Origin of the sequence: Enterococcus malodoratus (assembly GCF_027659535.1) — a bacterium.
GTDB lineage: Bacteria > Bacillota > Bacilli > Lactobacillales > Enterococcaceae > Enterococcus_A > Enterococcus_A malodoratus.
The window spans coordinates 123,155-144,164 of sequence record NZ_JAQDPG010000008.1 but is presented as its reverse complement, the minus strand read 5'-3'; the positions used below and the strand labels follow the sequence as shown (position 1 = coordinate 144,164).

Genomic DNA, 21,010 nt, shown 5'->3' with positions numbered 1-21,010 from the left:
CGAAGTTCGGAGGAAAAAAATGATACAAATAAAAAGAAGCACATCAAATCTATTAAATTTAATTAGTGCGTGTATTCTGATTGGAATGACGTTGCTGTGCTTTTTCCTTTGGACAAAGGGTATTGGAACTCAAGGAATGTTCAATATCTATGCTAATATGAATCGTTATATGCCTATCGGAGCAACGATCGTTTTGCTATTAAACGTTTATCGTCTGAAGCTGGGAGATCTGATTTGGATTGGTGTCGGGATACTTTCAATTCTCTTTTTTCATCAGTTTGATGAGCTAAGACAGGCGGGGTTCTTGCAGGATATTACAATCGCTTTGATTATTTTGATAGTATTGGATTTCAAATTAGTCGAATTTACAAAAGAATTACGGCTGATCTTTGCTGGTTTGATGGGAATGGTTCTATTAATCACAGCTTATCGAATATTTACGGAAATTCCTGATCCAGTTGCAGGTATGAGCATTTGGGATAAAAGCAATAAGCTGCAGGAGATTTGGATCAATACGAATACCATCGGCAGCAGTGTGATGTGCTCAAGTTTTTTGGCGGCGACGCTGTTGCAGTCACTTGAACGAAGCTGGGCAAGAATTTTAAAATACCCAGTTTACCTTGTTGCGTTAGCTTGTACATGGGTCGTTCAATCACAGGCTGCATTTATTGCAGTTGTAGTGTTTGTACTCTTTGATGTATGGCCCATTTTTTTGAAAGAAAAGGTCAAATGGGGATACGGAATCGGCTACAGTGTTTTTCTGATTGGCATCTTTCCTTTGTCGTTGTTTTTGGCAAACTCCAGCAGCATCGATTTGTTTACCGGACGGGAAGATATTTGGAAACATTTTTACGATACCTTGTTTGAAGTGAAGGAACAGTTCTTGGTAGGCATGCCGCCCTTTACGTTTCAGCGTGGGCAACAGATTCTAGGAAATCATAATAGTTACAATGCAACTCTAGGTCAATTTGGTTTAGTTGGATTAGTGTTGATGAGTATGTTTATCTTATATAATGTTTGGCTGATCATCGTTAAAGAGGATACACAGGCAACGCAATTAAGCTTCATTATTGCTTTTTTTGCTGTACTTATGCAGTCAACGATGGAAGATACATTGATGGCGCCATATTGGATTCCGATTACATTTTGTTTATTAGGACTTGCTTGGCAAAAGAATCCAATAGATGAGGATTTTTATGATTACTCGGTAAATGTTTTCGATCCAACGGAAGAAGAAGCGTTTGAGGTGAGAACGACACGCAAAAGCCGACGAGGCTAGAAGGCTAGGTTTCGGACGAGTTGTCCTAGTAGAATAGAAAAATGAAGCATCTCAGATGAATTCAATTGTTAAAGAGTTCGTTTGAGATGCTTTTTTGTTTTAAATAAGTATAGATGACAATCATTTAAAGATTAGAAAGCTATTATCTATGGAGAATGAATATGAGAAATAGAAAATCGGTTGTTATTTATGGAGGGAGAGTTTATTAAGAATACGGTAATAGAAAGCGGCAAGTCTTTTATGTTAATTCAAAATAAAGAATATGGTGTTGAAAACCCCATTATAAAAGGCTTATTTTATGTGTATAGAGATCTCAGGTGAAAATAATTCTTAAAAGAGAAGGAGGAACATATGGAAGAATATGGGTTAAGCAGAAACCAGCTTTTTACCTTAACACGCAAGACCTTGGAAAAGCGAGTAAACAATTATTACCAAGCGACCAATGACGGTAATGGTGCGATTGAAATATTGATAGCGATTCAAGTGAGAGAAGAGTTATGCGACGCTGACTTTTCAATGATGCTGATGGAGTTAGTTCAACACATTTTCTTACGCACACGTTCTACGGCAGCAATGCGACGATACTATCTTTACTTTGCTGAATATTTCGAGAAAAAAGAATGGCGGCTATTATCTATTAAATTATTTCCCGCGAAAACGTATATCGCTGAAAAGCTCCGGGCTTTATATACTCAATTTATTAAAGAACCTTTGGCAGGATTAGTCGGTTCATGACGAAGAACCTAGTAACGGTACGAAATAAAATAGAAAGGAAAGAGACGATGAACACATTAAAAGCAGAATTCGAAAATAGTAATGGGAAAATTCATTATTTACAGTTGAAAAATTTCGATCTGACGAAGACCGGAGAAGAAATCAAAGCATCTTTAACAAAATTGACTAAGTTGAACCTATTTGAAAAGAATGGTGTCGGCCTATTTAAGAAGGTCCGTCATGCGACACTAATCAAAACGACTGAAACGATTATTTTTGATGATCGCATCGATGCACATGCTGAATTGATGGATTCCTCATTAAACAATACGGAATCACACGTTCAAATAGAAGAAACGGCCTCAGTAGTTGAAGAGCCTAGACAAGCTATTCGCGAGCAGGAGGAGGTTCAGATGGCTCATGATTTCGTTGTCTTGGAAGAGAAACCAGAACCCGATGTATTGATCCAAACCATCGAACTACCTGAACAAGTAAATCCAAGAGAACTAACTCAAAGCGATGCTTTGTCAATAGTCGTTTCCTGTATGCCCGACGACTATACATTGGAAAATATTCAGATTGAGGACAATAAATTGCCTACGAGGCTTATTTTGACAGAAAGACTTAAGAAGTCAGAAACACAGGATATGGAAATCGCGCAGGCTCTACCAGATGTACCAAAGAAAAAACGGAAAAGATTGTTAGATCGAATCCAAAAGCGAGAGTAGCTCGCTGCATTTTTCCCATTAGAAAATCCAACGTTGGTATGGGAGAAAGTCAGAATTTTTAACTTGGAAAGAAAATTTAATAAAAATTTTAGCTCGCCGAAATGGCGGGCTATTTGTCGTAGGCATCGATAGACAGAGAGTATCAAAAATCTATGTTACATGTGATGAATCAACAATCGAAGCGATAAGGTCATTTTAGCGGTAGCGAGTAAAGAAAATAAGGCATTGCGAGGCAGTTGGAATTAACGAAGCTTTTCTTAATAATCTTGCTTTTACATATATCTTTCTGTAGAATAATAACGTTAATCAACTGTAGAAATAATAAATCAAGCGTTAGATGAGAGGAATAAAAATGTTTAAAGACTTACTTAGTTTTTTTAAAGAAATTTTTCAAAATCGTACCTTACTAAAACAATTTTCAGTGAATGATTTCAAAGCGCGTTATGCTGGGTCGGCTCTGGGAATTTTTTGGGCCTTTGCTAATCCGTTAGTGATGGTAGTTACTTATTGGTTTGTCTTCGGGGTCGGATTCAAGGCAGCGATGACGGATGGAAAATATCCATTCATTGTTTTTCTATTAACAGGGCTGGTACCATGGATGTACTTTTCAGAAGTATTAGGTTCAGCAACGAATGTTTTTCGCGAATATAGCTATTTAGTAAAAAAAGTCGTATTCAATATTCGCATTTTGCCATCTGTTAAATTATTTTCGGGATTATTTATGCATATCTTTTTCATCGCTATCGCTTTGATAGTAGCGATTTTTAATCACGCGATTCCGAATCTGCACATGTTACAGCTGCTTTACTATCTTTTCGCGATGATGATGTTTTTAACAGGACTGACTTGGATTACTTCTTCCATTCAGCCATTTTTCCCGGACATCAATCAATTTATTGGTGTGATTATGCAGGCACTAATGTGGGGAACGCCGGTACTGTGGAGTATCAATCAATTTGCGGCCCACCCAACAATTCAATTTATTTTAAAATTCAATCCTATGTTTTATGTGGTCCAAGGATACCGAGACGCGTTCTTTGGTGAACAATGGTTTTGGGAAAAACCGTTGTTAACGATCTATTTCTGGGTTGTGACTTTGATTCTATTAGTGGTCGGCAGCATTGTCTTCAAACGCTTGAAACCACATTTTTCTGATGTTCTATAAGGAGATAAATTTAAATGACTGAAACAGTAATCGAAATTAACCACTTAACTAAAAAATATGATATGTATAAAAAGCCTTCTGATCGTTTGAAGGAGGCGCTGAGCCCAACAAGAAAAACCTATCATGAAGTTTTTTACGCATTGAATGATGTGAATGTAGAAGTAAAAAAAGGCGAAATGATCGGATTTATCGGAGAAAATGGTTCTGGTAAATCAACGATTCTAAAGATCATTACGGGTGTTTTGACACCTTCAGAAGGCGAAGTAAAAATCGAGGGAAATATCGCAGCACTTTTGGAACTAGGCTCCGGATTCAATCCAGAATACAGCGGATATGAAAATATTTTCCTTAACGGGATGGTTCTAGGCTTTTCTCGTGAAGAAATGATGGATAAAGTTGATGATATTATCAATTTTGCTGATATTGGCGACCATTTATATCAACCGGTCAAAACCTATTCAAGCGGGATGTTTGTGCGTCTTGCTTTTGCTGTGGCGATCAACGTCGATCCTGATATTTTGATCGTCGATGAAGCATTAGCGGTTGGTGACTTGGAATTCCAGTTAAAATGTATGGAAAAATTTACCGAATTGCGGAATGCCGGAAAAACGATTCTATTCGTTTCTCATGATGTAAATGCGGTTCGTCGTTTCTGTGACCGAGTGTATTGGTTGAAAAATGGGGTTGTTGAAGCAGAAGGCGAAACAATGGATATTACAGAGAACTACGAAAACTTCTTGAAGAAAAAATCATTGAAAACCATTGACCGTGACAACTCTACTTCAGAAGACTTTTCTGCTTACGATATCGTAGAAGTGAAGTCGGCTGAACTATTGGATGGCGACCTGCAACCTTTAGAAATTATTGAACAAGACAGCAAGGTCGTTGTGAAAGTGACTTATAATGTAAAAGATGACTCGATCAAGAAGCCTGTATTAGGTGTGGCGATTCGTACAGTCGACAACAATTATGTTTGCGGTTTGAACACGTTATTGGACGAAGAATCGATTCCTTGGAAAAAAGGGGAGAATGTCTTCTATTTAGAATATGAAAAGATGGCACTTCTAGGCGGCGAGTATTACTTCGACGTAGCTGTTTTTGAAGAAAATGCGACCGTGCCGTTGGTTTATAAAACAAGATATTTGACCATGTTCATCTCTGGCAAATATGTCGGTGAAGGCATCGTCGTATTGGATCATAAGTGGAAGGATACGATTTAATTATGAAGTATGATTTTGATTTATCGCTTGAAGAGCATACAAGTGTGGGGAAAATCATCAGTCAGATCACTGAAGGTTCTTCCGTTTTAGAATTTGGTCCTGGTAATGGCCGAATGACACAATATTTGATCAACGAAAAAAAATGTGAAGTATCGATCGTCGAATTTGATCCGGTCTTATTTGAGCACGTCATGGGCTTTGCCCAGGACGGCTTTTTAGGAAATATCGAAGAATACAAATGGAATGATCATTTTGCAGATAAGAAGTTTGATTTTATTATCTTTGCGGATGTTCTAGAGCATTTGACGGATTCAGAAAAGGCGCTTGAAGAAGCAAGTAAATTCCTGGCACCTAATGGGGAGATACTATTAACTTTCCCAAATTTGGCACACAATTCAGTGATGATTGATTTATTCAACAATCGATTAGACTGGAAACAATATGGACTGCTGGATCGGACTCATAATAGTTTTTATACTCAGCATGGTTTTGAAGAGCTGTTTGAACGAATTGGCTTATCCATCCGCCGTGAGGATTTTACCTATTCGCAGGTTGGTCAGAATGAATTATCAGCAAGCTATGAAGAATTGCCGGAAATGGTTCGCTATGATTTCAAAAACCGTCCTTTTGGCGAAGTCTATCAGTATTTCTATGCGTTGCGGAAAGAGCCGGTTGAACGACCAGAACGGGTCGAACCGATTAATTCAAATTATAATAAGCAGATACAATTGGCTTATTTAATTGATGGTAAATTTGAAATTGAACCTTACATTCTCAACAATCAAACCGGGGAAAATAAGGTCACCGAACATCAAGCACCAGAGCATACAGACCAATTACGGATCGTAATCGGTAAGGTTCCTGCGGCAATTCAACTATCGGTTGTCGTTGATAATAAATTATTGACCGTCAAAGAGACGAACGCTTCTTGGTATCAAGAAGATCTATTTATGTTTCCTGCAGTACTAGAGGAACCGTATGTGATCGTGGATGGTGCGATGGTTGCGGGTAAATCATTTACTGTAAACGTCAATGTACTGAATGAAGAAGAATTTTTCCCGTCAGAAATAAAAGTGATGGAAGATGTAGCAAATGAAAAAGAAAAGAATCGTTTGCTAACATTGAAGTTGAACTATCTGGACCATTATAAGTATCAGCTAAATAATATTCCTTATGTAGAACCAAGTGCTGAAATGGAAGGAATCAAACTGACGATCGAATCAATCGAAAATAACGAGTCCGAAAACGAAGCAATCATCAAGGGCTGGGGATTTTCCGAAGCGACGAAAACGCCATTGAAGTACTTATTGGCTGAATCAATGAATCGGCTGCAGGTCAATTTTATTTATCGTCCGGATGTGAATGAAGTCTTTGGCATCGACTCGACTGAGAAGTTTGGGTTTATTTTAACGGCTAAAAATATGCAAGTGCTGGATGCAGTAAAATTATTTATTCTAGATGATCAAGATCAGATTTATCCAGTTATTGCGAAGCATTCACAACAGGTGAATACACCGGTGGCGAGAAAAATTCGTCATTTACTGGGCTCCATCAAACGAAATGGCTTTTCTGGAGCGGTGAAGAATTATCAACGTTCAAAACAACAAAGCGCAAATTATGAAGAGTGGATGACCAAGGTTGAGGAACCAACGCGTGCACAACTAATCGAGGCTTCAAAAGAATTAGCCTTCCAACCAAAGATTTCATTGGTTGTGCCGGTTTATAATGTCGATGAAAAATGGCTGCGTGCTTGTGTGAAATCATTGACGGATCAAATTTACGCAAACTGGGAGCTGTGCTTGGCAGATGATGCCTCGCCAAAAGCCCATATCAAACCGCTACTACAAGAACTAGCGGCTGCAGACGAACGAGTGAAAATTGTTCTGCGTGAAAAAAATGGACATATCTCAGAGGCGACAAATTCCGCAATTGATATTGCGACGGGGGATTATATTGGGTTCTTGGACAATGATGATATTTTGGCTGACACAGCATTATTGGCTGTTGTTAATGCTTTGAACGAAGATCAGAGTCGAGAATTTATTTACACCGATGAAGACAAGTTATCGATGAGCGGCAAACGGTTTGACCCATTCTTCAAACCTAATTGGAATGAAACATTATTACTGGGACACAACTATATTACTCATTTTGTCGTTGTGAAACGTTCGATCGTAGAGAAAGTCGGCGGGTTACGAACCGAGTTTAATGGCAGTCAAGATTATGACTTTGTTTTACGGGCCACCGAAGCGGCAAAAGAAATCTACCATGTTCCTAATATCCTTTATCACTGGCGCACAATCGAAACATCAGTAGCGATGGACCCACAGAGTAAAGAATATGCCTATGTAGCTGGACAAAATTCGGTTCAAGCAGCTATTGAACGGCGCAATTTAGATGGTGTTGTATCAATGACGAAAAATTATGGTGCCTATAAGGTCGATTTCAAATATGAGAGCGAACCAAAAGTTTCAATCATTTTAAGCGGCAAATCAAGCGAGAAACAATTGATGAAACTATTAACGACGGATTGGTCTAAATTTGAAATCTTAACCAATAATGCCGCAGTTACCGATGAGCGTATTCGTACGTTTTCTAGTAAGAATGAAAATGACTTAGCGAAAGAAGCAACCGGGGAATTCTTAGTATTCTTAACCGAAGAACTTGTTCCTACTCAAATCACTTGGCTAAAAGAAGCGATGAACTTTGTTCGTTTGCCGAATGTTGGTGCAGTCACAGGCAAAGTGATTAGTAAAGATGAAGCTATCTTGAATTGTGGTGTGATTATTGATCCAGCACACGAGCGTGTTGTGTATGAGCAGCAAGGACTATCTAACAAAACGATTGGAACGTATTTCCGCCCGGCCTTGCCGCGTGAAATTTATACAACGACCGAAGATGTGATCATTATCAGTAAAGAGAATTTCTTCTCGCTGGATGGTTTTGATCTGACCTTGCCAACTGCAATCAAAGGAATCGACTTTTCGATCCGCTTAGCAAAAGAAAACAAGAAACTGATTTTCGATCCTTATTTTGAAGTACGCTATCCAGGCGAAAATCACTTTAATATCAAAAAAGAAGCCTATGATGCTTTGACCAATAAATACTCTCAAGAATTGAACGATCCATTGATCAATCCAAATCAATTCAGCATAGGAGGTTAATCCGATGGCAAAAAATGAACAAGTTTGCATTGATCAATGCAGGTTTCAGCCAGAGACGAAGCAATTAGAGATTAAAGGGTGGGCGCTGGCGTTAGATTCAAAAGAAGTGCCTACACTCGATATACACTCTGAAAATGTGGTAAGTGAGAAAATCGAATGGTATCCTCGTTCAGACGTAGCTGCTGCTCATAAAACCAGTGCTAGTCTGAAAATGGGCTTTGATATCACTATTGAAGCAGTGAATCCGGCAGAGAAGGTCTCATTGACGTTTCATTTCGGAGAGCATACTCATAACGAATCGTTTATTCCAAATGAAAATATTGCTAAAGAACCCAAACAACCGTCACAAATACATGCTTTGTACGGTAAAGCTCGCAAAGGCCTAGGTTACTTGAAGCGTAATGGTTTAAAAAATACATTGCGCCGGATCCGGCTGGAGCAGGATAAACAATCTGATGAAAACTATCAACAATGGATTGCTGAAAATGAGAATTGGAATGTAGATACAATCAAGGCAGAAATTGAAGCATTTGATTATCAGCCAATGATATCTATTTTGATGCCGGTTTATAATGTAGAGGAAAAATGGCTGGCGAAATGTATCGAATCGGTTCAAAATCAGTTTTACCCCAATTGGGAACTATGTATGGCCGACGATCATTCTACTGATGCGTCCGTGAGACCGTTGCTAGAAAAATATGCTGCCAATGATTCGCGTATCAAGATCGTTTTTCGTTCCGAAAATGGTCATATCTCTAAGGCAACAAATTCTGCATTAGAAATCGCGACAGGTGAGTTCGTCGCCCTATTAGATAACGATGACGAACTAGCACCGATTGCTCTCTATGAGGTTGTAAAATGTCTGAATAAAAATGCTGATTTAGATTTGATCTATAGCGACGAAGACAAGATCGATATGGCCGGCAAACGATTTGATCCAGCTTTTAAACCAGATTGGTCACCGGATTTATTGCTGGGAACGAATTACATTTCACACTTAGGAGTCTATCGTCGTTCGATTATGGAAAAAATCGGCGGGTTCCGTGTAGGCTATGAAGGTTCACAGGATTATGACCTAGTCTTGCGCTTCACCGAACAAACCTCCGACGAACGAATTGCGCACATTCCGCAGGTTTTATATTATTGGCGTATTCTACCAAGTTCAACAGCAGCAGATCAATCAACAAAGAGCTATGCTTTTGATGCTGGATTAAAAGCTGTCCAAGCTGCAATCGAACGCCGTGGAATCGAAGCAACTGTTAACCATGCGGCAGGAAATGGCTTATATGATGTTGATTACCAAGTACTTTCGGAAGAGTTAGTCAGTGTAATCATTCCTACGCGCAACGGATATGACGATGTGAAACGCTGTGTAGATTCAATCATCGAAAAGACGACCTATCCGAATTATGAAATCGTTATGGCGGACAATGGTAGCGATCAACCTGAAATGAAGGATCTTTATACTAAGTATCAGCAACAGTTAGGTGAACGATTTGTGGTGGAATCAATCGATATTCCATTCAATTATTCCCGCATCAATAACTTAGCTGCAAAAGTCGCTAAAGGAAAATATTTGCTGTTCCTGAATAATGATACCGAGGTGATCACACCTGAATGGATGACCAAAATGGTGTCTTTCGCACAGCTTAAACGTATCGGCTGTGTCGGCGCAAAATTATACTATCCAAACAATACAATTCAACATGCCGGCGTTATTCTAGGCATGGGTGGTGCCGCCGGACACGGACACCATACTTTCCCACGCGGAGACTTCGGCTATTTTGGAAAACTTGAGATCAACGTTGATTATTTAGCGGTTACAGCAGCTTGTCTAATGATTCGAGCAAAAGATTTTGCTGAAATCGGCGGATTCAATGAAGAGTTAACTGTGGCCTTCAATGATGTTGATCTATGCTTAAAGGAATACGAAAGAGGCCATAATAACGTGTGGCTGCATGGCGTAGAACTGTATCACTTCGAATCCCAATCCCGCGGATACGAAAATACACCAGAAAAACAAGCCCGCTTCGAAAAAGAAACCAAGTACATGGAAGACACTTGGACCAGCTATATTGAAAATGATCCATATTACAATCCCAATTTGACGAGGGTTGGCGGAGATTTTTCGGTGAGGGTTGGGGAGTAACCAATTTCAATTAGTGACTTATTTTGTTTTATTGGGTAAGTGAATTATGTATGGTTCTTAAAATTGAGTAACAAAAGAGGTGAACGAAATATATGAGATCAAAACATAGGAATAAGTATGGTGTAGTAACAATTGCATTTGCCTGTTTCTTTATGATAGTTCAACGTATTCTTATATCAGCTACAGTTATACCAGAATACACAGAAAATCCAACTAGGTTTTATGTGTATAATATTTTACTTGCTCTTACTTCTGTTGGAGGAAACATTTTGGCTTTATATTTGGGTTATCACTCGAATAAAATAGCTGGAAAGAAACCCATTAATAAAATAGCGGGGTTCTATTTGATATATCTTATTTTAACGCTGTTGATCAATATAGGTTGCTTATCAATTAATATCCGAGACTATTGGATAATTCTTTTTCCAATTAGTCAAAATGTTTTCGGGTTTGCAGTGTCATTTATTTTGGTATTTTTATTAAGTCCTGTAATAATTACTCACTTGGATAAACTTTCTAATTACAACTTGAAGAGCATGGTTACTTTATTATCGTTACTTTTTGTAGTATTACCAACTCTATTTGGAAAGGATCTTTTTAGTTTTTCAGAAGGAAAGAGTATATTATGGGTAGCATATTTATTTTTTGCTGGTTATTTCATCAAACGTTTTAATTTAGTAAATAGATATAAAAATAGGTTTGTACAATTGATTATAAGCGGACTAATTCTTTCGGTTTTAGTGGTTGTAATGACTAAAGTATCAATGTATGTTCATGGTAATACTAGTACAGTAAATAGATTTAGCGTGCCTTGGTCTCTTTTTTCGGTTTATTACTCGGTTAGTTTGCTTATTTTTGGGGAAACCATAAATAATAAATTTAATTTTTTGAGTTTATGCTTTAAAAATATTTCAAACTATTTACTTAGCGTTCTGATACTGGTTAATTGGCCAGCTATGAATCATATTATTTCGGAAAGATATAAAGTTTCTTTTTTTACTTCATCGATTAAATGGATTCTAGGTATTATTTTATTGACAATGCTTTATCTAGTCATTTCAAGTATCCTGTGTTTTTTAGTATTTCTATTTCAAAAGACTACATTGTATAAAAAAATTGAGAGTAAACTGATGGTAAGTGATCGGACACAACTGATTGAGAAACTGTTGTACCTCAAAGAGTGGATAAATAAGCGAAGAAGGCTATTTTTTGTTGCAATATTCTTTTACATTTTTACTATTATGCAGATGTTTTTACTTTTAGATTATAAAACTCCGAATGCGGCTATTCTATCAATATTAACAATTTTTACAAAACGACAAACTCAATTATTTTTGAATGTTATTATCATAATGGGCTTTTTTATTTTACTATTTCTGGTTATTAAACGTTTTTGGTACACATTCACGTTTACTTTAATACTTGATATGTTATTGACCATTTCAACGATACTGAAAATCAAATTTAGACAAGAACCCATCTTACCTTCTGATTTAGTATTTTTATCGGATATTAACGAGCTACTTAGTATGATTAGTCCGATGATAATCATTGTTGTGTTAATCGCAATAGTCGTATTAACTATTGCGACAGGGATTATTCAACATCGGGCCAGTAAAAACTATAAGTTAGAAATTAGTGGCAAAAGAAGATTTATAAATATTTTTCTCTTATTGGTTCTCTTTTCTGGGGTATTTTTGGTAAATCATCCGAATTCTCCGTCTAATATTCTTTTCAAATTTTTTAGGATTGATCCTCAATTTTACGATAAAAAGGGGGCGCTGCTGTTAATGGTCCTTTGATTCAGTTTATCAGTAATATTGATGTAAAAGTAATGGTCCCCCCTCCTGATTACTCAAAAAAAAGTATTCAAAAAATTATGGAAAAATATGAAGAGATTGGGAACAATATAAATGATCAACGAAACGATTGGGCCGAGGACCAAACAGTGATATTTTTGTTAAGCGAAAGTTTTAGCGACCCGTCTAGATTACCTAATATCACACTAAAGGCTGATCCAATACCGATTTTTAAGAGTATTTCTAGTCAAACAGCACATGGTATAATGTTGTCTTCTGCCTATGGGGGGGGGACAGCCAATATGGAGTGGCAAACCTTAACTGGGATGGATATGAGTAATTTAGATGCAACCCTACCAACACCGTATACACAATTAGTGAATAAGCAAGATAAGATACCTAGCGTACTTAATCTGTTTGATGAGACAGTTGCAATACATCCATATTGGGGATCATTTTACAATCGAACTAATGTTTTTAAAAAACTTGGATTTGACAAATTTCATTATTTGGAAAGTTCAGATGGATTTAAGCATACTGAAAAAATTGAAAAAAATCCCTATGTTTCTGATGAATCAGCATATAATGAAACACTAGATGTGATTAATAGCAATAGCAATGGGAATAAAACTCAATTTATTCAACTTACGACTATGCAAAATCATATGCCATATAGTAATTATTACGAGCAAAATGAGTTTGATCATAAAGGAACCGTTGTGACTAAAGAAAATTAAGAAGTAATGAACACATACCTAAAGGGGTTAAGCTATTCAGATGAGGCTTTGAAAAATTTCATTAAAGAGATTGACGATATTAAAAGGCCAATTACTTTAGTTTTTTATGGAGATCATTTGCCAGGAATATATAACAAAAATAATTTGGAAGAAGAACCGTTACTATTTCAAGAAACGGACTATTTTATATATAACAACAAGTTTTTAGATGAGCGGAAAGACCATGAAGAGACAAGTTTTGTTTCACCATATGTATTCTCGGCTTTAGCATTTGAAAAGGCCAATATAAAAGTAACACCATTCTATGCATTATTGACCCAAGTATCAGAAAATATTCCTGCGACAACAAATGACCCGAATTCCAGCAGTCAGAATAGTTTTAATGGACAGAAAATATTTGTTAATGATAAAAATGAGGTATTAGATGATAATTCTCTTTCAAATAAGCAAAAGGAATTACTAAGTGACTATTTGCTTATTCAATATGATTTAGTTGCGGGGCAGCAGTATTCTGCAGATTGGGCTTCTAAAAAGGTAGTAAAATAAGTGTATAGTATCATTAATTTCGAGGATTCTTATAAATATGAAATGAAGCGTCCGTTTTAACAACTACTTCGTTTTGATGATTTTGAATAAGTAAGCCTTTAGAACAATTGTATCTACACGTTTAGTTTATTACATTTAGAATTTCTATATCTATGTATAGTAAGTAGGATAACCAGTATGCCACATTCAGAATAAAATGTTTTAAGTGTTAATATGATTATCCAATGTAACTCGAAAATAGATTTTATATGGATGATTAGAATAAATTTAGGTAACTTTTTTGTTTTGATTCGAGAACTATCAAAGTTCTTTTAGCTTATAGTATCTTTTTTCGAAATTCTCATTAGTAAATGTAATGCTTACTGTATAAAACTAGTTATATTGACGAGGTTGATTTAATTTTGTTAGATTTAACTGAGTCATACCAATTCATAAATTGGTATGTGTTTTTGTGATAGAATGGAGATTGAATTTTTTTGTTATAGTTTATTTAGAGGAGATTAAAAAAATGAATGAAATCTTGGCTATAGTTGTTCCTTGTTACAATGAGGAGGAAATGTTAGATTATACTGCAAAAAAATTAAAAGATAAGTTAAATGATTTAAGTAGTAAAGTGCAAATATCCAAAAAAAGTTATATTGTATTTGTTGATGATGGATCAACTGATCAAACATGGGAAAAAATATCTGAACTTTCGAAAAAAAGTTCCATTTTTGTAGGAATCAAATTAACGAAAAATCAAGGACATCAAAACGCTTTGTTAGCAGGATTAATGAGTGTTAAAAATCAGTGTGATATATCAATTTCAATTGATGCTGATTTGCAAGATGACATCAATTGTTTTGAAGATATGATCAATAAGTTTCATGAAGGTAGTGAAATAGTGTATGGTGTTAGAAATAATCGTCATAGTGACTCTGTTTTTAAAAAAATCACTGCCCAATCGTACTACAAAGTTTTAAGAATCTTAGGGGCGAATATTGTATATAATCATGCTGATTTCAGATTGATGAGTAATAAAGCTTTAGAAGGTTTATCTAGTTTTTCCGAAGTAAACTTATTTTTAAGAGGTTTGGTACCAATGGTTGGTTATAGTAGTTCATCGGTATACTATACTCGAGATGAACGTTTGGCAGGAGAGAGCAAATACCCTTTGAAAAAAATGCTATTTCTTGCATTCGAAGGAATTACTTCTTTAAGTGTTTCTTTATTGAGATTTATAACACTCTTAGGTGTCGCTGTTTCACTTATTAGCATTTTAATGCTATTTTACATTTTAATACGTCATTTTCAAGACAAAACTATCTCTGGTTGGAGTAGTTTAATCGTTTCGGTTTGGTTTTTGGGAGGAATCATATTGTTCTCGTTGGGTATCATAGGAGAGTATGTTGGTAAAATTTATCTTGAAACAAAAAAAAGGCCTAGATATATCATTGAAGAAATTACTCACAGTGAAATGAATGGAGAACTATGAAAAGAATATCGAAGTACTTACTAGAACAAATTAATTATTGCTATCTATTTTTCGTAGGATTAACCTTTTTCGGAGCGATCCGATCAAAAAATTTAAATATTTCCGAACTTCCGCATATGTTTGTTTTCTTTCTGTTTTTTTCAGTGATAATCTTATTTATAATTTTAGCTCATTCATCTTTAAAAAGTAGCGTTATATTATTTATGAAAAGAGCATTGTTTTTTTTTAAAAGAAAAATTTTTATAATTACATTAATTCTTTTTATATCCACTATTACTTGTCAAATTTTTGTCTTGATGAATGTAACGACAGCAATTGGATGGGACGTTGGTGGGGTTATCTCTAATGTAAGTAATCCAAGCAGGATTAATGATTATTTGTCTGTCTATCCAAATAATCAATTATATTTTTTTATTATGTATTTTTACAACATAGTAATATCTTCATTTTCCCCCGAACTTAGCGGACAATGGATAATATTTCAGATATTTAATATCATTCTAATTGATGTAGCAGCTCTGATCTTGTACATGGGTACGAAAGAGTTATTTAACAAGAAAGTGGCTTATCTAAGTTTATATTTGTATATGGGGTTGTTTATGCTTTCACCATGGATAATGGTTCCTTATACTGATCAAATTAGTCTATTATTAGTAACTATAGTTTTGTATTTATACTCAAATTTGAAAAATATTTCTGGATTGCCATTTTTATTAACTGTAATAGTTCTAGGAATAATTATAGGAGTATCCTTTTTGATTAAACCATCTTCTATTATTTATGCTGTTGCTTGGGCTATCATGAAGATAATCAAATATATAGAGAGGCCTTATTGGGCTTGGAAAAATATCATTCTGAGTGGTCTAGTCGTTATTTCATTTTGTCTTCCGCTTATTATCTTCGATCATTTTATGAGTAACCAAGAAATCGTCAAAATTGATTCTAAAAAAGCAATGCCTTGGACACACTTTGTGATGATGGGTCTTAGTGGGAACGGTGGTTATAACGCTGACGATGTGAAACGCGATAAAGATATAAAGGATCCAGCTTTGCGAAAAGAGTCTAACGTAGATATCATTAAACAACGTTTGCGGAACCATAAGCCGTACGGATATACTGCGTTTTTAATCCAAAAACATTTTAATAATACTGATCGAGGAGATTTCGGGTGGGGAACTGATGGAACTCCACAAATTCCCAAAGAAAAATCAAAAAATAGAATTCAATCATTTTTGAGAGATTTGTATTATCAACAAGGGAAAAAGACTAGTATAATTCGTTTCTGTATGCAAGTAATTTGGTTAATAATAATAATCGGTCTAATATATTCTCATAGAATCAATAAAGATCATTTTATTGTATTTTGTATGAAATTGACTATTATTGGTGCTTTTCTTTATTTATTACTATTCGAAGGCGGAAGGTCTAGATATTTAATTCAATACTTGCCCTTTTTTTTGATTATTTCTTCAAATGGATTAATTAGTTGGTTAAACTCCTACTCTAATAGAATAGAGCGATTTTCTATCTAAACGTCTTTATTAATTGATTAAGTTTAAGAAATTTGATCATCAGGATTAATAATAAACTTAACAGAAGGCTGAAGTCAGAATGTAATTATAAATAGAGTGTTAAAAGTTCTTGGAGTTTAACTAAAAGATAGTTTTATCCTATTTTACAGTCTAATATTAAGCGAGTAATAGAAATGATTATTATTACTGAGGTTTTTATCAGTAAAAAAAATGTGTGGGTCTCTTAAACGAAGAAAGAATTAACATTAATTGAATAGTAGCAAATCTTTGACTACTTTTCAGTGTGTTTTTTTAAATCTACATATCCAGGAGAAACTTCAGAACAAAAAGCAAGGACATTAATTGATATGACCTGCTTTTTGTTCTTTTCTTTTTCATTACTTTTCTTAGGAAAGCTACTCTTTTTTTTGCCTGTATGGTAAGATGTGTAATGGATTATTTCGTGGATTAGGAGTGTTTGTATGAATAAAAGTGGTGAATGGAGCGCCGCCCGTCGTATTTTTATCATTTTGATGGATGTGGTTGTTTATAATTTTTCCGTCTATTTTAGTTTTTGGCTAAAGTTTGGTGGAACCATTCCAGAAAGAAACTTCCAGACGTTTGAAAGTTCCGCGCTATTTATTTCTGTTTTCTTTGTAATTTTGAATGTCTTACTAGGAACGTATGTATTTTATAATCGGATTGTCAGTGACATCGTCTTTGTGACAGTTATTGGCCAGTTCTTGATGGCTCTTGGAATTATGATTATTACCTTTGCTGGACGTTGGTTTGCATTTCCAAGAACAGTTATTTTGCTATCGTTCTTATTGGGAACCATATTACTGATTGTCTATCGTACGATTATCTATAAGGCCTATATGAGATTGAGTTCAGATAAAAAGGTGACGATTCTTGGCTTTGAGAAGGATGTTGCTCCTGCAATTCAAAACTTCGCCTCGCAAAAAAATAATAAACATAAAGTACAGTCAGTTGTATTAGATCATTTTTATGATAACCTAGTTAGGATCATTGAAGATGTAGATATTGTTTATTTAGCATCAGAAATTGAGGAATCTGAAAAAATCAAAGTGTATCAACTTGTTACTAAGAAGGAAAAGAAATTGTTCCTAAACACGACATTTGAAAATTTGGTAACTATTAATCCCAATATTATGAACTTTGAAGATGAAAGCATTATTGAATCTTCAGGGTTCAAAATTCCCTCAGAAGATGCAATGCTTAAGCGACTTTTTGACATTGTAGTTTCGCTAATCTTATTGGTGATTGCTTCTCCATTTATGCTAATTACCGCTATCCTAGTAAAAGCAACATCACCGGGACCAATTATCTATAAACAAATTCGAATTACACAAGATCAAAGAGAATTCCCGATTTATAAGTTTCGTTCGATGAGTGCAACAGCGGAATCTAAATCTGGACCAGTGCTAGCTAAAAGTAATGATGCTCGAGTAACTCCAGTTGGTAAATTTATCCGTGCAGTACGTTTTGATGAATTGCCTCAATTGATCAATGTCCTAAAGGGAGATATGTCTATCATTGGTCCGCGTCCAGAGCGGCCATTTTTTGTGGAGCAGTTCAATCAAGAAAATCCTTATTATTATTTGCGGCACAATGTTCGTGCAGGAATTACCGGTTACGCGCAAGTTTATGGAAAATACGCGTCTGATTATAATAGCAAGTTAAAATTCGATTTACTATACATCAAGAAATATTCATTCATGTTGGATTTGAAAATATTGTTACAAACAATTAAAATTCTGTTTGATAAGGTTTCTTCTCAAGGTTTAGAAGAAGAAGAAGTATGTACATCGTTAGATAAAATGGATTTTCCGAAAGAAAAAATTCTTCAATAATTTGAGGTGAAAGAATGTCTACACCAAAATTTAGTATTATTATTCCGGTTTATAACGCTGAAATGACTATTACTAAAACCATTGAGGTTTTAAAAGAACTTGATGATTTACCGTTTGAGGTATTATTGATTAATGATGGCTCTCGTGATAATACGGAAAAAACGATAAAGGATAGTATTGGTGATGATGAAAGATTTCTTTTATTCACTAAAAAAAATGAAGGTCCAGGTTTGGCGAGAAACTATGGAATTGAACATGCAAAAGGTGACTATCTTCTATTTTTTGATGCAGATGATTTTCCTGAGAAAACGATATTGAAGGATTACTCAACGGTCATTTCAGATAACTTAGAATTGGATCTAATTATCAGTTCTTTTACTTTTAGAACCCTCAATCAAGAAAAAATTGTTGATGAGAAAAAGTATCTAGTTGATGAATATATTTATAGTAGTAATAAAGAGTTCCTAGCAGATATGTATGAATTAATGAGTAAGCAGTTGATGTATGTTGTGTGGAACAAGTGCTATCGACGAGATATTATTATAAATCATAATATACGGTTTAAAAACTATCGTAGCTGTGAGGATCGAATTTTCAATTTGGACTATTACAAGTATTGTTCGTTAGTCGTGATGAATCCGAAAGTTGAGTATATTTATGAGTTTGATGGTGGTCAAGGTATCACAAATCAATATAATGAAGATAAGTTTGCTACTTTTAAAGAGTTTTATGAGCGAGGCAATGCTATCACTAATAATGAGAATAAAGAAGGGATGGCGGCCTTATTACTTAAAGGAACGACATCAGTAATTTTTTCTATTTTAGAAACAGAGGAAATTAATAGAAAACAAAAAAAAATTGAAATTAATTCAATTTTGAATGACGCCTCGATTATAGAAGCTAGGAAGAGTGCGGTCACTGATACTACGGCAAAAAAAATTACTAAACTGCTTTTTAATATGCCAAAACCTATCTTAATGTTGGTACTTAGCACTGGTTCATTTGTTGAATCAAAGTTGCCTAGAGTAATGGCGCTATTAAAAAGAAAATATTAATGATTGAGGGATTGTATGTACAGTACAGACAAGCAGTTGCGTCAAGTACAAGAAACCAGTTTGAAACTCGCAAAATACTTCTCTGATTTTTGCGATAAGAATGAATTGTTATGCTACTTGTGTGGTGGAGGAGCCATTGGTTCAATTCGCCATCAAGGTTTTATCCCTTGGGATGATGATTTAGATTTTTTTATGCCTAGGGCTGATTACGAGAGATTAATGGTACTCTGGAAAGAACAGGAAAGCAATAATAAATATGTTTTATTGAGAGCCGAGAAAGAATATAATGATCGGAATTCATTCACTACGCTAAGAGATAAAGAAACAACGTTCATCAAAACCTATCAGGAAGATTTAGATATTAGCCATGGAATTCAAATTGATATTTTTCCTTTGGACATTGCTCCTCAAAAAAACTATCAAAGGAAAATCCAAAAATTTTGGGCATTAGTCTATGCTATTTACTGTAGTCAACAAATTCCACAAAATCACGGAAAATTTTTTGCTGGACTGGGGAAAACCCTCTTAGCTTTGGCACCTACTGCACATAATAAATTTCACGTTTGGAAATTTGCAGAGAAAAAAATGATGAAGTTCAATTCGATGAAAACCGATTTTGTTACTGAATTATGTGTTGGTCCTCGATATATGGGAAATGTATATCCCGAAAAGGACTTTTCGGCTGCGAAGAAGGTTAGTTTTGAAGACACAGAATTACCGATACCAATTGGTTATGATAACTATCTATCGAATGTTTTTGGAGATTATATGAAGTTGCCTCCGGAAAAACAGCGAGTGACGCATCATGAAACGGTATTTATCGATCCGGATAACTCATATAAAAAATATAAAGGTATTTACTATTTGACTAATAAGGAGGATAAATAAGTGATTACAGCATTAATTATTGCCGGTGGTGTAGGGAAAAGAATGGGGCAGGATATCCCTAAACAATTTATAACAATTGAAGGAAAGCCTATTATTATTTATACGTTAGAGTCATTTGAGCATCATCCTCTAGTAGATCGCGTTTTAGTTGTGTGTAAATCTGGTTGGGAAGAAACCTTATGGGGATATATTAAAGAGTATGATCTGAAAAAGGTTCAATGGATCATTTCTGGCGGGTCTAAGGGACAAGAGTCTATCAACAACGGAGTTCAATTCCTTAAGGACCATTCTGACGAAAACGATACAATTATTATTCATGATGGTATTCGTCCATTGGTAGACGAGATTGTTTTATCTGATGTAATCGTAAAGTGTCAAGAGCATGGAAATGGTGTTACTTCATTACCTTATAATGAACAGATTTTCCTGAAAGATACAGAAGAGACAACGAAGCAATATATCGATCGAAATACTTTACGGCGAGTTTCTACTCCGCAAGCATATCAGTTTGGGAAACTAAGTTGGGCTTATGACAAAGCAGTCAAAGAAGATATTGGGATGACAGATTCTTCTTATACAAATACTATGATGGTTGAACTTGGAGAGACATTATATTTTGCGGCTGGTTCAGATAAGAACATTAAACTAACAACGCAGGATGATTTAGAACTCTTCAAAGCATATTTGAAAATGAAGGATTAGAGGTG

General features: G+C 35.2%; 14 protein-coding genes and 1 pseudogene. All 15 read left to right on the top strand.

Features of this window, described 5'->3' with window-relative positions; all coding sequences use genetic code 11:
• Window positions 1-19: 19 nt before the first annotated feature.
• The 15 genes and pseudogenes from PGP85_RS14115 to PGP85_RS14050 all read left to right on the top strand — a co-directional run bounded on the left by PGP85_RS14115 (window position 20) and on the right by PGP85_RS14050 (window position 21,005).
• Window positions 20-1,279 carry an EpaQ family protein gene (locus PGP85_RS14115; RefSeq protein ID WP_251866253.1) on the top strand — a complete coding sequence of 420 codons (1,260 nt, stop codon included), beginning with the start codon at window positions 20-22 and terminating at the stop codon, window positions 1,277-1,279.
• A 351-nt stretch (window positions 1,280-1,630) separates the two neighbouring features.
• Window positions 1,631-2,014, top strand: a complete 384-nt coding sequence (locus PGP85_RS14110; RefSeq protein ID WP_178981955.1) for a hypothetical protein — start codon at window positions 1,631-1,633, stop codon at window positions 2,012-2,014.
• A 47-nt stretch (window positions 2,015-2,061) separates the two neighbouring features.
• Window positions 2,062-2,721: a DUF2922 family protein gene (locus PGP85_RS14105; RefSeq protein WP_178981957.1), complete on the top strand. Its 660-nt coding sequence runs from the start codon at window positions 2,062-2,064 to the stop codon at window positions 2,719-2,721.
• A 352-nt stretch (window positions 2,722-3,073) separates the two neighbouring features.
• The gene (locus PGP85_RS14100) at window positions 3,074-3,886 is read left to right on the top strand and encodes an ABC transporter permease (RefSeq protein ID WP_010740450.1); all 813 of its coding nucleotides are present in this window, start codon (window positions 3,074-3,076) and stop codon (window positions 3,884-3,886) included.
• A 14-nt stretch (window positions 3,887-3,900) separates the two neighbouring features.
• Window positions 3,901-5,106 carry an ABC transporter ATP-binding protein gene (locus PGP85_RS14095; RefSeq protein WP_010740449.1) on the top strand — a complete coding sequence of 402 codons (1,206 nt, stop codon included), beginning with the start codon at window positions 3,901-3,903 and terminating at the stop codon, window positions 5,104-5,106.
• A gap of 2 nt (window positions 5,107-5,108) precedes the next feature.
• Window positions 5,109-8,270: a glycosyltransferase gene (locus tag PGP85_RS14090; protein WP_178981959.1), complete on the top strand. Its 3,162-nt coding sequence runs from the start codon at window positions 5,109-5,111 to the stop codon at window positions 8,268-8,270.
• Window positions 8,271-8,274: 4 nt separating this feature from the next.
• Window positions 8,275-10,419, top strand: coding sequence for a glycosyltransferase family 2 protein (locus PGP85_RS14085; RefSeq protein WP_090402054.1), 2,145 nt, complete (start codon window positions 8,275-8,277; stop codon window positions 10,417-10,419).
• Between the two features lie 92 nt (window positions 10,420-10,511).
• Complete coding sequence (locus PGP85_RS21325; protein ID WP_333490241.1) at window positions 10,512-12,221, top strand: hypothetical protein; 1,710 nt, start codon at window positions 10,512-10,514, stop codon at window positions 12,219-12,221.
• A 32-nt stretch (window positions 12,222-12,253) separates the two neighbouring features.
• Window positions 12,254-13,501, top strand: a pseudogene (locus tag PGP85_RS21320) (LTA synthase family protein).
• Between the two features lie 508 nt (window positions 13,502-14,009).
• Entirely contained in the window at window positions 14,010-14,975 is a 966-nt protein-coding gene (locus tag PGP85_RS14075) for a glycosyltransferase family 2 protein (protein ID WP_090402057.1), read from the top strand.
• Window positions 14,976-15,178: 203 nt separating this feature from the next.
• Entirely contained in the window at window positions 15,179-16,507 is a 1,329-nt protein-coding gene (locus PGP85_RS14070; RefSeq protein ID WP_333490240.1) for a glycosyltransferase family protein, read from the top strand.
• Between the two features lie 461 nt (window positions 16,508-16,968).
• Window positions 16,969-18,360, top strand: coding sequence for a sugar transferase (locus PGP85_RS14065; protein ID WP_270328112.1), 1,392 nt, complete (start codon window positions 16,969-16,971; stop codon window positions 18,358-18,360).
• Between the two features lie 14 nt (window positions 18,361-18,374).
• Window positions 18,375-19,415, top strand: coding sequence for a glycosyltransferase family 2 protein (locus tag PGP85_RS14060; protein WP_090402063.1), 1,041 nt, complete (start codon window positions 18,375-18,377; stop codon window positions 19,413-19,415).
• 15 nt (window positions 19,416-19,430) lie between these two features.
• Window positions 19,431-20,303, top strand: a complete 873-nt coding sequence (locus PGP85_RS14055) for a LicD family protein (RefSeq protein ID WP_090402065.1) — start codon at window positions 19,431-19,433, stop codon at window positions 20,301-20,303.
• Complete coding sequence (locus PGP85_RS14050) at window positions 20,304-21,005, top strand: IspD/TarI family cytidylyltransferase (RefSeq protein WP_090402067.1); 702 nt, start codon at window positions 20,304-20,306, stop codon at window positions 21,003-21,005.
• Window positions 21,006-21,010: the final 5 nt, after the last annotated feature.

Bases quoted from the DNA above. Each gene is read 5' to 3' on its own strand.
- PGP85_RS14115 (WP_251866253.1), top strand. From the start codon at position 20: ATGATACAAATAAAAAGAAGCACATCAAATCTATTAAATTTAATTAGT.
- PGP85_RS14110 (WP_178981955.1), top strand. From the start codon at position 1,631: ATGGAAGAATATGGGTTAAGCAGAAACCAGCTTTTTACCTTAACACGC.
- PGP85_RS14105 (WP_178981957.1), top strand. From the start codon at position 2,062: ATGAACACATTAAAAGCAGAATTCGAAAATAGTAATGGGAAAATTCAT.
- PGP85_RS14100 (WP_010740450.1), top strand. From the start codon at position 3,074: ATGTTTAAAGACTTACTTAGTTTTTTTAAAGAAATTTTTCAAAATCGT.
- PGP85_RS14095 (WP_010740449.1), top strand. From the start codon at position 3,901: ATGACTGAAACAGTAATCGAAATTAACCACTTAACTAAAAAATATGAT.
- PGP85_RS14090 (WP_178981959.1), top strand. From the start codon at position 5,109: ATGAAGTATGATTTTGATTTATCGCTTGAAGAGCATACAAGTGTGGGG.
- PGP85_RS14085 (WP_090402054.1), top strand. From the start codon at position 8,275: ATGGCAAAAAATGAACAAGTTTGCATTGATCAATGCAGGTTTCAGCCA.
- PGP85_RS21325 (WP_333490241.1), top strand. From the start codon at position 10,512: ATGAGATCAAAACATAGGAATAAGTATGGTGTAGTAACAATTGCATTT.
- PGP85_RS14075 (WP_090402057.1), top strand. From the start codon at position 14,010: ATGAATGAAATCTTGGCTATAGTTGTTCCTTGTTACAATGAGGAGGAA.
- PGP85_RS14070 (WP_333490240.1), top strand. From the start codon at position 15,179: ATGAAAAGAGCATTGTTTTTTTTTAAAAGAAAAATTTTTATAATTACA.
- PGP85_RS14065 (WP_270328112.1), top strand. From the start codon at position 16,969: ATGAATAAAAGTGGTGAATGGAGCGCCGCCCGTCGTATTTTTATCATT.
- PGP85_RS14060 (WP_090402063.1), top strand. From the start codon at position 18,375: ATGTCTACACCAAAATTTAGTATTATTATTCCGGTTTATAACGCTGAA.
- PGP85_RS14055 (WP_090402065.1), top strand. From the start codon at position 19,431: ATGTACAGTACAGACAAGCAGTTGCGTCAAGTACAAGAAACCAGTTTG.